This is a genomic window from Frankia nepalensis (assembly GCF_016786325.1).
In the GTDB taxonomy this organism is placed as follows: Bacteria; Actinomycetota; Actinomycetes; order Frankiales; family Frankiaceae; genus Pseudofrankia; species Pseudofrankia nepalensis.
In genome coordinates, this window is the sequence record NZ_JADWYU010000387.1 from 1 (window position 1) to 12,999 (window position 12,999).

Here is a 12,999-nt window from a genome sequence, read left to right on the forward strand (position 1 = left end):
ACCGGGTCCTACGTCTTCGACATCAGTCGAACCTCCTCAACGAGTACCACTGTTCTCATGCGACCTCGTGTCGCACGGCGATGTTGAGCCAGGAGCCGTGCCGTGGGGTGTGGTGGATCTCGAGTCGTTGGGCGAGCGCGAACGCCTTGGCGGGTTCGAAGGCCTCGTACAGCGAGCCGAGGGAGTGGGTGCCCGAGGTTGTCCAGGACGAGGACCACCTTCTCGGCCTCGGGGTAGTCGCTGGTCAGGAGCCGGTCGATCTCCTGGGCCCAGTCTCTGCGGGTCCGCTGGGGCCGGGCGGTGACCCGGCGGCGGCCGGCGAGGGGCTCGACCCAGACGAAGATCGAGCAGGTCCCGCCGCGGACGTACTCGGAGTCCACCGTGAGGTCGTGGCCGGGCGCGGCCGGCAGCGGGTCGCGGGCGTGGGCCAGGAGCTGGTAGGGCTTCTCGTCCATGCACACCACCGGCACACGGGCGTCGTGGGGGCGGGCGTAGACCGCGAGGACGTCTTCCATCCGGGCGACGAACTCGCCGTTGGCTCGGGGCGGGATGGTCCAGTACTTCCTCAGGTGAGGACGAAGCGCCGTTTTTTTAGGACCCGTCCGATCGTCGAGTGGTCCATGTCCGGGAGGTCGGCGACCAGCGCGACCTGCCGTTCCAGCAGCCGCAGCGACCAACGGCCGTGACCGGGCGGCGGGGTCGAGCACGCCAGCGCGATCAGCCGCGCCTCGACCTCGCCAGTGATCTTCGGCTCGATCGGCGGTGTCAGCCGCCGCCTGCGCTGGATCGTCGCCGCGATGTCACCACCACGCTCGGCATAGGCCCTGGCGACGTTGGTGACCGTGTCGGGATCCACCCCGACCCGCTCGGCGATCTCCCGACGGCCAGCCGGCACGCCCTGGCTCTCATCGAGCTCCAGCAGGATCCGCGACCGGCGGACCTCCTGCGCCGGATGCGCCCCGGTCCGCACCACCCTCGTCAACCACGCACGCTCATCGGCACTGAGCACCACCGACGCCAACCCCGACACGACACATCCTCACGACAACAGGAACGAAGGCCACCGCTACGATCTACCACATCCGCCGAATATTAGAAGCGACGGTCTACTAGTGTCGCTTCAGCGAAGATTGCCCGGATTCGGGGCGGCGGGCCGGATCGCCCCGTACGGGGCTGACATCCCGGCCTGAAGAGCTCGGGAATCGGATCGGTGCATCCAGGCTCAGGCTTTCACTGGGGTGCTCTCGGCACGATCGGGGAAGACTCGGCGTGGAGTAGCGAGTGCCGTGATGATGAGGTTGTCAGATGAGGGCCCAGCGAACGACGCCTAGTCGGGACCCGCCGGAGGTCTTGCGGGTCGAGTTGCTGCATGAGTCGGAGCGGACCCGGGTGACTCGGCTGGTGTCAGCTACTGGGAGTGTGATCCGGAAGGAGCCATTGGGGCCCGGGGCGCGGCAGCGGTTGCGCCATGAGGTGGAGATCCTCGAGCGGTTGTCCGGGGTTGAGGGGGTTGTGCACCTGGCGGCTGGACAGTTGCGGTGTCCGGGGTCGATTCTGCTGAACGATGTTGGCGGCACGGTTCTGTCCGAACGGGCCTCTCCCCTGGACCCGGCCAAACTGCTCGATCTGGCCGCATTGCTCGCGCGCACGGTGGCGGGGGTGCATCGCCTGGAGGTGGTGCATCGGAACATCAACCCGGCGAACATCGTGATGAGCGGCGACCGGGATTCGCCATGCCTGATCGACTTTGCGCTGGCTACCACCGTTGCCGCAGTCCAGACCGGGTTCGTCCATCCCAGGGAGATTGTCGGGTCGGTGCCATATCTGGCGCCGGAGCAGACCGGCCGGACCGGTCGCCCGGTCGATGCGCGGGCGGACCTGTACACGGTCGGCACGACGCTGTACGAGCTGGCTACCGGCATGCCGCCGTTCGGTACCGCGGACCCGCTGCGGATCATTCACGGTCATCTGGCGCGGGTGCCGGTACCGCCGGTGGCTGTGAATGCGGCGGTTCCGGCCGCGCTGTCGGCGATCATCATGCACCTGCTGGAAAAGGAGCCGGAGGATCGTTACCAGAGCGCCGACGGCCTGATACATGATCTTGCTCTGGTACGCCAGGGCACCGTAGTGGTGCGTCCCGGCGAGTGCGATGTTCCGACGTGGTCACTGGTGCCGTCCCGGCTGTCCGGGCGCGAGGATGAGATCGGGGAGCTGGGAGCGGCGTTCACTGAGGCGATGGCGGGCCGCCGCACCGGCCTCCTCCTTAGCGGCGCGCCGGGGGTGGGCAAGACGTCCCTGGCCCATGAGCTGCGGCCGATCGTGGCCGGCGCCGACGGCTGGTTCGTGGCGGGCAAGTTCGACCAGTATCGCCGCGACCAGGAGCATGACGGGGTCTGGCAGGCGTTCCAGGCGCTGGGCCGGCTGTTGCTCGCCGAGCCTGAGGACCAGCTGGCCGAGGTGCGGGACCGGATGCTGCGGGCGTTGGGGTCAAGCACCGTCCTGGCCGCGACCGTGCCGGAGCTGGCGACGCTGCTGAAGGTCTCCCCGGAGCTGGGCGAGCCGATGACCGCGCAGGTGCGGGCCCAGCGCGGCGCGGTCGAGATCCTGCGCGCCGTCGCCTCCCGGAAACGGCCAGTGGTGTTCTTCGTCGACGACCTGCAGTGGGCCGGGCGGACACCGCTGGGCATCGTCGACCTGGTACTTGGCGGCGAGCAACAGGTCGAGGGGCTGCTGCTGGTCGGCGCCTACCGGGAAGGCGAGGTGGATGCCGCCCATCCGCTGGCACCGATGCTCGCCCGCTGGCGTCGCCAGTCAGTTGGGCCGCGCCAGATTCGGTTGGGCAATCTGGCCCCGGCCAGCCAGGCGGCCCTGGTGGCCGACCTGCTACGCCTGGCCCCGCGGCCCGCCGCCAGGCTGGCCCAGATGATCGCGCCCTCCGCCGGGGGCAATCCCTACGACACGGTGCAGCTACTCAACGCGCTGCGCCACGAGGGCCTGCTCACGTTCGGTGAGGCCGGTTGGCGATGGGATGAGGCCGCGCTGCGTCGCCGGCTGGCCTGCGTGGACGTGACCGGGCTGCTGGCCGCCCGCGTCGCCGCATTGCCCCGGACAAGCAGGCAGCTGCTGGCGATCATGGCCTGTCTGGCCGGCCGGGTCGAGCTACCTGTCCTGCAGGTCGCGACCGGGCTTGAGGCGGGCGAGGTCGAACGGCGGCTCGCCCCCGCGTTCGCCGACGGGCTGCTGGTACTGGAGTCCGATGGCCCGCAGAGCGCGCGGTTTCACCATGACCGGGCGCAGGAGTCCATCCTCGGCAGCCTCAGCCCCCAGGCGAGGCGAGCCACGCAGTTGCGGCTGGCCCGGCGTCTCGCCGACCGACCCGAGCTCTTCGCGATGGCGGCCGAGCAGTACCTGTCCGTCGCCGACGCCGTGCACGCCGCGCCGGAGCGGCAACTGATGGTCAGGCTCTTCCAGCAAGCCGCCGACCAGGCGCGGGTGCTGAGCAACTACCCGCTGGTGGAGAGATTCCTGACCGCGGCGGCCACGCTCATCGGCCCCACCGACACCAACCAGCTGATCACGGTCCGCACCGGCCGGCACGCCGCCCTCTACAGCCTCGGCCGGCTGGAGGAGGCGGACGAGGAGTACCAGACGATCAGCCGGCTGTGCACCCACCCAGCACAACGCACGCCCGCCACCGTGGTCCAGGTCAGCAGCCTCACCAACCGGGTCCGGGGCGGCGAGGCGATCCGGCTCGGCCTCGACCAGCTGCGACAGCTCGGTCTCGCTGTCCCGGACCGGGACCATCTAGACGCCGAAATCGACCGCCGGCTGGACACGCTTTACCGGTGGATCGACCAGACCAGCGAGTCCGACGACCTGCGCCGACCGAGAATCACCGACCGTTCGCAACTCGGCGCCATAAGACTCGTCGACCGGCTGCTGACCCCGGCGTACTTCTTCGACCGGCCAGTCCAGGAGTGGCTGGCCGTGCAGGCGCTGCAGATGTGGAAACGACTTGGCCCCGATCGCACCCTTGTCCTCCCGGCCAGCACCATCATGCATGTGATCACCGCCCGCCGGCAGGACTACCGCACCGCGCACCGCATCATGCGACGGATCCTCGCCGTCGCCCAGACGCGCGGCTATGAACCCGACCTGTGGCAGGCGCAGTTCCTCTATGTAGTCGGTGCCGGCCACTGGTTCGCCTCCTTGGAGGACAACCTGCCCGTGGCGCGCCGCGCGCTGGAGGGCCTGCTCCAGGCTGGTGAGCTGCAGAACGCCTGCTGGAGCCACGGCGTGCTGCTTTTCTACCTGTTGGACTGCGCCCCATCGCTCAAGGACTTCGACGCCGAGGCCGACGCGGCGCTGGCGTTCGCCGCCCGCACCGGCAACAGTCTCGCCGAAGAAACCTTCCGGACCTGCCGCCGGCTGACGAGAATGCTGCGCGGCGACATCGTCGCATCGGTCGCCGACGAGGCTGCCCAGCTGAACATGCTGGCCGCCAATCCCTACGCCACCGCTCATCTGCACCTCACCCGGGCGCTCGCCGCAGCCATCCTCGATCATCCCGCGGAGCTGGAGCGGCACACGGCGGCCGCGATGCCGTTGTTCTCAGCCCGCACGGAGCTATACACGGTGGCGACGGCGCGCCTGCTACGAGCCCTGTCGCTGGCAGGGCAAGCCCGTTCGACAGAGCCCGGCCGGTACGAGGCGATGGTGGCCGAGTTGGACGAGTGGGTCGCGTGGCTGGCGGCACGCGCAACCGACGCGCCGGTCAACTTCCTGCACCTGCTGCGCTTGGTGGAGGCGGAGCGGGCCTGGGCCGTCGGCGACTTCCACGAGGCGGTGTACACCTTCGACGTCGCGCAGCGCGAAGCCTCCACCCGCGCACGTCCCTGGCACCGGGCGCTCATCGCGGAACGCGCCGCCCGGTTCTTTCTGGCACACGGCATGCAGCACACCGGCCGCACGCTGCTCGCCGAAGCCCGCCACCACTACGCGGACTGGGGCGCCACCGCCAAGGTCAGCCAGCTCGATTGGGCCTACCCGATACTACGAGCCGAACCCGCCCGCGCTCAGCCAGCCACGCAACCACCGGTCGAAGCCGCCGTCTCCCAACCCACCGTCACAACCGGCACCATCGACCTGCTCGGCATCGTCGCCGCCTCCCAGGCCCTCAGCTCCAAGACCAGCACCAACGGCCTGCGGGCCGAAGTTGTCGGAATCCTCTCGGCGATGACCGGCGCCACCAGCGTCCACCTGCTGCTGCGCAACCACGAGGGGGAGGACGGCTGGACCGTACCCGTGGGCGACAGCAGCAACATCTCGCTCGACGAAGCCGGTCGGCGGCGCCTGCTACCCCCCTCGGCCATCCGGTACGCCGAACGCACCCACGAGCCCCTCGTCATCGCCGACGCCACTCGCGACGACCGGTTCCACCGCGACCCCTATCTCACCGACCTCGACCGCTGCTCCCTGCTCGCCATCCCCATCATGATCCGCGGCGAACTACGCGCCATGCTGCTGCTCGAAAACCGGATGATCCGCAGCGCGTTCACCACCGAACGCCTCGAAGGAATCATGCTCATCGCAGGACAACTCGCCGTCTCCCTCGAGAACGCCATGGTCTACACCTCATTGGAACGCGAGGTCGCCGAACGCACCCGGCAACTCGCCGCCGCCAACCAACGCCTCGAGCACCTCTCCATCACCGACCCGCTGACCGGACTCGCCAACCGGCGGCGCCTCGACGAGATCCTCGACGCCGAATGGCACCGAGCCAGACACCAGGCAACACCCCTCGCACTCGCCATGATCGACATCGACCACTTCAAGTCCTACAACGACCGCCACGGACACACCGCCGGCGACCTCTGCCTCCAACGCGTCGCCACCTGCCTGACCGACAACACCCGCGATACCGACCTCACCGCTCGCTACGGCGGCGAGGAATTCGTCACCGTGATGCCAGGCGCAGACCTCGACACCGCCAGACGGACCGCCGAACGACTCCGCACCGCCATCGAGGAACTGGCCCAACCACACCCGATACCCCCCGACCAGATCGTCACGATCAGCATCGGAGTAACATCGACCACCCCAGCCCCCGACGACGACGTGAAGACACTCGTCGACCTCGCCGACGCCGCGCTGTACCAAGCCAAGAACAGCGGACGCAACCGAGTGGAGGTGGCAAGCCCACGCCCAACCTCCTGATCGTGGCGTCATCGCGTGGCCATCAGCGATTCGGCCCCCGAAGCCAGTTAGGGCGGCGGAAGCATCGCTCGTCAGATTGTGCTCGGCGAACGTCATCGTCGCGCAGCCCGACTCGCCGCAGCGGAACTGGCGGACCAGCAATGCGACAACGACCCGCTGCCCACCGAACGCGGCGTCGACGTGCTCAACACCCGTCCTCGCTCTCGGCATGCGCCACGGGGGTCACGTTCTATTTCCCTTTAGTGATCAGGGTCGGCGTCAGCCGGCCACGTGGCGCTGCCCCGGCCAGCACGAATCCGCCGGCAAGACCAAAGGCGGCAAGACCCGCAAAGGCTCCAAATGGCTGCGGCTCTACCTCCACGACGCCGCCCGTGCCGCCGGCAGAACCAAGGGCACCTACCTGTCCGCCCAGTACAGCCGCCGCAAGGCCCGCCGCAGCCCGGCCAAGGCCCGCGTCGCCGTCGAGCACTCGATCCTCGTCGCCCTCTTCCACATGCTTGACCGTGACGAGTCCTGCTAGGACCTCGGCGCCGACTACTTCCGACGCCGCGACCCCCGCCACGCCCAGCGACTCATCACACAGCTCGGCGCCCTGGGTTACCACGTCACCGCCACTCCACCCGGGCCGCGACAACCACGCGACCAGGCAGCCTGACCCGGGTGCACACCGCTGAACGGTCACGTTGTTTTCCCTCTAGAGGCTTGCGCCGACGGCAGGCCCCGCGGCGGCTGGCGGACAGCCTGGGCAGTGCCCGGCCGATGGTGATGTTGTGCGGGCACCACGGCCGACCGGCACGGACTGCAACGCCGGCTGACCCTCTGCCCGTCGGATCGGAGCGTGGTGCCGGCGATCGGGACAGACCGTAGCAGCCGGACTGTCGCGGTCCGAGTTCTGCCAGTTACGATGGGCTCGTTGGGGGAAGCGATGACTGGATTCCGTGGCGTCGGAGCGGTGGGGCCAGGCATCCGGCGCCCGTTCGGTGCCGGCCATGCACCGCCTCTGTTCCTTGGTGCCGTGGTGGCCTCCGCGCTGCTCATCGGGCTGGATGTCGCATTCGCGGTGCTATTGGACTACCGTGCCGGCCAGATCGCCACCGTCCTCGTCTGCCTCGCCGCCGACATCGCCGCTGCGGCGGCCTGCCTGTGGACCGCTCGTCACGCCGGCCCTGGTGACCGGCGATGGCGGGTGCTGATTGGTGTGATGGCGGGCGGTATGACGGCCGGAGGCCTTCTGGCTGCGGTGATATTGCTGACGGGTCGGCCGTTGGCTGGTGAGACATCGTCGACCCTGGCCCTTCTTGTCTTCTATGCGCTGGCTCTGGCGGGGCTCCTGTGCCTGCCGACCGACCCGCTCGCCGACGAGAGCGCGAGACGGCGGTACATCCCGGGACGCTGGCACGCGATCACCGTGCTGGACTGTGTCCTGATCGTCGGTTCCGTCGTCCTGCTGGAGTGGATCACGGTGCTGGGCCCGGTCGTGCGATCGAGTGCACACGACCTCGCGCTGTTCCTGCTTGCCTTGGTGCACAACGTTGCGATGATGATCCTGGCGACGGCAGTCCTGCTGATCGCGAGCTTCCGCCGGCCGCGTTCCGCCATGACGCTCGCCCTGCTAGCCGTGGGTCTGCTGACCCTGGGGCTCACGCAGAACACCCTCGTCTACCGTGTCGCCCACGGCGCCTACGAGCTCCCGTTATGGAGTCTGGTCCTGTTCGCCGCGGCCCTACTTCTGATATTCCTCGCCGCGTTGGCGCCGGTCCCCATCCAGGCGCAGCCGGACGACCTGGCGCCGCCTCGTCCGCGGATGATGTGGGCGCACGCCGTCCTGCCGTACGTCGTGTTCGGCCTGGCGGGTCTGTTGGTCCTCTGCTCGCTGGTGACCGGCGCTCGCGTCGATCGGTTCGAGATATATGGCACGGTGAGCCTGCTGGTGCTGGTCCTGTTCCGGCAGATGATCACCTTGGCTGAGAACACCCGACTGCTCGCCGAGATCCGCGAACGCGAGCACAAGTTGCACTATCAGGCGTTCCACGACCCGCTGACAGGCCTGGCGAACCGGGCGCTGTTCACCCGACGGCTGCAGCGCGCAGTCACGTCTGCCGCCAACCCCACCGGCAGGTGCGACACGCCCGCCGACCAGACGGTCGCGATGGCCGTCCTGTTCCTCGATCTTGATCACTTCAAACAGGTGAACGACGCGTTCGGGCACGCCGCGGGCGACGAACTCCTCAAGATCACCGCACGGCGGCTACGCGCCGAAACTCGTGCCGCCGACACCGTGGCCCGCCTCGGCGGCGATGAGTTCGCCGTCATCCTTGACGGCGCCGCCCCCGACGACCCGCGCCGCATCGCCGAGCGGCTCACCACCGCGATACAGGCGTCCTGCCAGCTGGCCGGTCACCAGTACGACCCGTGTGCAAGCCTCGGACTGGTCACCCTCGACGCCACCAGCCGACCAACCAGCCCCGACATCCTGCTCCACCAAGCCGACCTGGCAATGTACGCCGCCAAACGACAACCGGCCGACCGGCTCGTGGTCTACCACCCCGGCCTGCTCACTCGCTTCGGTCGGGACCGAGCACGTGGTTCGCCAGTCCTGCGGACCAGCACTCCAGAAAGCTGATCAGCCAGGTACGGCGGGCCTGGTCTCGCCGCCTCGACCATGCGCGACGAGCCCCTGTGACAGGCAGCCTTCCGCTGGTCGCAGTGACCCGCTGCCGCGCCCGTCGCGTCATAGGCCGACGCGGCCGCACCGAGTGGCTACGACAGTTCGTGCCGCAGCGAGGACCGGCGAATCCGATGGCCTCGCGTCGTAGGTACTGGAGCACCCTCGGCCTGACCGGCTGCCCGGTTGGTCGCCGGTATGCATGTGGACCTGGTATCGCCGACAGACGGCGTCCGCCAGTACTCGCCGTGCACCACCACTGAGATGACCACCGCCACCGGGTCGCCGTGCTGCGCGCAGGTCGGCCGCCGCGGATCGGCGTACATCTACGCCAGGCCACCGCCGACAGGCAAGATCGTTACCGTCGGTCCGTGCTTCTCAATCCGCTTGTCAAGCCGCGAGAGCACTGAGGGGCGGCCGATCCCCGTGGCCGCGCCCGTCGCGGAGCGTCATCCACAGGACGTTGACCGCGGCGCGCGAGGACGAGGACGGCCTGGCTGTGTCGTTGGCCCTCGGAGCGTCTGCGGTCGTAGTAGGACTTGGCCGATGGTGGCCAGGAACTCAGTGCCAGGCAGGTAGCCAATGCCGTCATGCTCGCGATGACCGCCCCCAACGGCTGCGGCCCAGGCGCCGTCCTCGGTCGACCCGCCCCGGTGCCGCGCGACGCCCTCCCGCCGCGCCCGCCACACACTGCTGTACAGACGCGCAAAACTCTGCTATACAGGTGCGCAACGTCCTACTGTACATGCGGGAAATACCTGCTACCCGTCTGTGGCGCGAGTCGAGTAGCCGGTCGCCCTTACGCGTTCACCTGCCGACCATCGCGGCTCGGCGTCGGCGTACAGAGAGAAAAATGGGTGCCAGCGCGGTACGGGAAACATGTCAGAGGGGAAGGCCATGATAACGATCGACGCTGGCGGCACGAGCGGAAGAGATCAGGCGGAAAGGTAGTTCCCTATGACGTTGGGGTACGGAGCCTGGTAGCGGCTGCCAAGGACCTCGGTTTCACTCCCGTCGGGTTGACCCGCTCGCGGAGTTCGTGGCTGTGGACAAGTTCGAGCGGATCGGGACCTGGCTCGAGGTACTCCTCTCGGAACGTCTTCAAGGCCGACCCATGCTGGATCGACAAGCCCGGCAGAGACACCATCCGTCAGGGACTTGCTGGCGGAAGACTTCAAGGTTGCAGAACTTGCCGTCCTCGTTCAAGGCAAAGTCGGCAAGCGAGCGGACCGCGTTGAGCGTGCCGCCCTCGCGCTGATGCCGATCCTAGACCTCGTAGTACACGGGACCTGGCAACTCTCGTAGCCTCAAACCCCGAGCCGATAGCCCACTTGGCCTCAAACCCACGGTACTCCTACAGTTCGATACGTCTTCACCGACAACCACAGCACCCCGGTGCCGTCGAGGAAAGCTTTTAGACGATCCTCTCGGCTCGTGCACACGTCGTCGCCTGACTGGGCGATCGTTTGAATGGGTACGCGGCATGTCCGTTGCGCCCGATCCATTGTCGGCACTTGAGCCAGCAGCACCTTCGGCCGAATCGTGACGGGCAGCCTTAGCGTCCGTGCTGAATCTTGAAATTGTTTTTCTCAACGAAACCGTCGGTCAATCTTCGCGAACGGTTCGGCGATCTTTCGCAATTTCTAACATCCGATGACAGGCGGAAACATGTTGCACATTCGGAAACAGGCTGCCCAGCGGGCCTCTGCCCCATCGCTACGGTCCGCTACAGCGCCGCAGCCACGCACCCGCCCGGCCGGGTTACAGCTCATTGGCGTCGCCGTCCTGGCGGCGAGTCTTGCCTTCGTCTCGGCCTGTGGCGGCTCCGACGACCAGGGCGGCTCCACCCCCGCGGCCAACGGCTCCGCGAGTTCCGAGGACTTGCTCGGCCCGATCGCCAAGGCCACCGGCGCCCCGGTCAAGATTGGTGTGATCACGGACGGGGCCAGCCCGATCGCTGACCATCGAAACGACAACCGGGTGGCCGAAGCCACTGTCAAGTGGCTCAACGAGCACAAGTCCGGCCTCGGCGGCCACCCCATCGAGTTGACGATCTGCGAGACCCTGGGTGACCCGTCCAAGGCCACCGACTGCGGCAACGAACTGGTCGATGAGGGCGTCGTCGCCGCCCTCATCGGCACGTCCGCTGTCATCGAGAGCGCCTGGAAGCCATTGAACGAGGCGCACATTCCCGTCATGCTCTACGGCTCGGATCATCCCGAGCTGCTCGCCAGCCCGACGACCTTCTCACTGGGCAACCCGACCTGGTCCGTCATCGACATGCCGATTCAGGTCGCCAAGGACAAGGGCAACAAGAAGGTCACCGCGATCGTCATCGACGTCCCCGCCGCGCTGCACTCCGCCCAGGAGGTCGCGCCACCCCTGTTCCAGAAGGCCGGCATCGGCTACGAGCTCCTCCGGATCGCACCCGGCACAGCCGACATGACGCCCCAGATGCAGCAGATCGTCGGCAACGGCTCCGACCAGGTCTCCATCATCGGCAACGACTCGTTCTGCATCAGCGCGATCAACGGCCTCAGAGCCGTCGGGTTCACCGGCACCATCAGCGCCATCTCCCAGTGCATCACCGACGCCACCCGCAAGGCGGTCCCCGGCAGCACCCTCGAGGGCATGGTCGTCAGCGCCACCGCACCGCTCGGCCCAGACAGCCCGTCGATGCGCCTCTACACCCAGGTCGCCGAGACCTACGGCAAGGACATCGACCTCAGCTTCCAGGACGGCATGATCATGTTCATGATCACCGCCGGTTTCCAGAAGGCCGTGGAGAACATCTCGGGTGACATCACCCCGGCGACCATCGCATCGACCATCAAGGCGATGGAAGAGACGGACCTACCCGGCGGCGGCGGGATCAAATACCGCTGCAACGGCGAGGCCATCCCGGCGGCGCCGGCCGTCTGCGTCCTTGGCGGCCTAGCAACGACCCTGGACAGCAAGGGCCAGCCGGCCGCGTACAAGGTCCTCGGCAACACGCCGATCGCGGGCTGACGGGCTGCGGGATGGATCTGGTTCGCTGCTAGGCACGTATCCCGAGGATCTGCGCCTGACTCGGGCGAGGTCGCTGGGTGAAGGTGGTTGATACTGGCCTCGCCGGGGATGGGTCGAGGTTGCACCGCCCGTCCGTTCCCGGCGAGGTCGTGGTCAGTATGCGCCCGCCCAGGGTGTTCGCCAACCACTCCACCCGCGACGTGGAGAAGCTGCGGGATGATCTGCGGGGTCGGTGGCGGGCCGTGGTGGTGCCGCTGTCGCTGCACGGGCCGGCTGCGGCCGAGATAGCGGCGTTGTTGGAGTGCTATCCGGCCACGGTGCGGCGCTGGATGGGCCGGCTCGACACCGCGGGGCCGACTGACCCGGCCGACCAGCCCCGCCCGGGGCGGCCCCAGGTGGGTCGACACTGGCTGTGTACGCGGATCGCGGCCCTGCTGGGAGGCCGCTCCTCGCGGACAATGATCTGTATCCCCGGCGGCCAGCCGGACAGGTCCATCAACCCAGTCGACTCCCCGCCCCAGGCGTTGGGCCGGGGCTGGCAGTCAGCGTCGTGGGCCGGGGTCCAGGCCTTTGCCGGGATCTTCGCGATCAGGTCGGCCGCGTCGTCGGGCAGGGCGAACCCGACCGGGTAGCCGGCCGGCGCCGGTGGAGCCGGTCGAGAAAGCCAAGTGTGCCGCCGCAGTTTCCCGCCGCGGTGTCCACGTACATGCACCAGCACCGGCCGGCCGTGGCACAGCCGCAGGGCGAGTACCGCCAGGTACCTGGCGGTCAGCTGCTTCGCCAACGAGTAGGCGACCCCGCCCGTCGCGTCCGTCGCATCCGCCATCCCCTTGATCATTCCAGCGGTCGAGCCGGTGACGATGATCGAGGAGCTCTCGCTCCGCAGCGGATTGCCTCGGCGGACCGCCCGCCGCGCGGGGACCCAGTGGCTCCTCCCGCCGCGGCCGGGCGGCGAACCTGTCTTCCGGCTCCCCCGGCTCCCCCGGCTCCCCCGGCTCCGCGGCGGAGGTGTCGGCGAGGCCACGCCCATTCGGGCGCTACCAGCGGGTGGCGGGCTCGGTCTCCATGGTCAGCGGGCGCGCGTAGGAGAGGTCGCTGGTGTCCCAGGT

General features: G+C 68.4%; 6 protein-coding genes and 2 pseudogenes. 4 read left to right on the forward strand and 4 right to left on the reverse strand.

The window, feature by feature from the left end; genetic code table 11:
* Positions 1-8: 8 nt before the first annotated feature.
* Together I6A81_RS42280 and I6A81_RS42285 are read right to left on the reverse strand one after the other, a co-directional pair.
* Complete coding sequence (locus tag I6A81_RS42280; RefSeq protein ID WP_203006809.1) at positions 9-515, reverse strand: transposase; 507 nt, start codon at positions 513-515, stop codon at positions 9-11.
* Between the two features lie 50 nt (positions 516-565).
* Positions 566-1,030: a helix-turn-helix domain-containing protein gene (locus tag I6A81_RS42285; RefSeq protein WP_203006810.1), complete on the reverse strand. Its 465-nt coding sequence runs from the start codon at positions 1,028-1,030 to the stop codon at positions 566-568.
* A gap of 275 nt (positions 1,031-1,305) precedes the next feature.
* On the opposite strand from I6A81_RS42285, the gene I6A81_RS42290 reads away from it, so the two are divergent.
* The 3 genes from I6A81_RS42290 (at position 1,306) to I6A81_RS42300 (ending at position 8,839) form a co-directional block, all read left to right on the forward strand.
* Complete coding sequence (locus tag I6A81_RS42290; RefSeq protein ID WP_203006811.1) at positions 1,306-6,216, forward strand: diguanylate cyclase; 4,911 nt, start codon at positions 1,306-1,308, stop codon at positions 6,214-6,216.
* 208 nt (positions 6,217-6,424) lie between these two features.
* Entirely contained in the window at positions 6,425-6,736 is a 312-nt protein-coding gene (locus I6A81_RS42295; RefSeq protein WP_238430720.1) for a transposase, read from the forward strand.
* 405 nt (positions 6,737-7,141) lie between these two features.
* A complete protein-coding gene (locus tag I6A81_RS42300; RefSeq protein WP_203006813.1) occupies positions 7,142-8,839 on the forward strand; it encodes a GGDEF domain-containing protein in 1,698 nt (565 codons plus the stop codon).
* 432 nt (positions 8,840-9,271) lie between these two features.
* Here the strand turns inward: I6A81_RS42300 and I6A81_RS44585 are convergent.
* A pseudogene (locus tag I6A81_RS44585) lies at positions 9,272-9,431 on the reverse strand (IS110 family transposase); the annotation flags it as partial.
* A gap of 1,118 nt (positions 9,432-10,549) precedes the next feature.
* On the opposite strand from I6A81_RS44585, the gene I6A81_RS42305 reads away from it, so the two are divergent.
* Positions 10,550-11,890, forward strand: a complete 1,341-nt coding sequence (locus I6A81_RS42305; protein WP_203006812.1) for an ABC transporter substrate-binding protein — start codon at positions 10,550-10,552, stop codon at positions 11,888-11,890.
* A 415-nt stretch (positions 11,891-12,305) separates the two neighbouring features.
* Here the strand turns inward: I6A81_RS42305 and I6A81_RS44590 are convergent.
* Positions 12,306-12,580 (reverse strand): annotated as a pseudogene (locus I6A81_RS44590) (IS1380 family transposase); the annotation flags it as partial.
* Between the last annotated feature and the right edge of the window lie 419 nt (positions 12,581-12,999).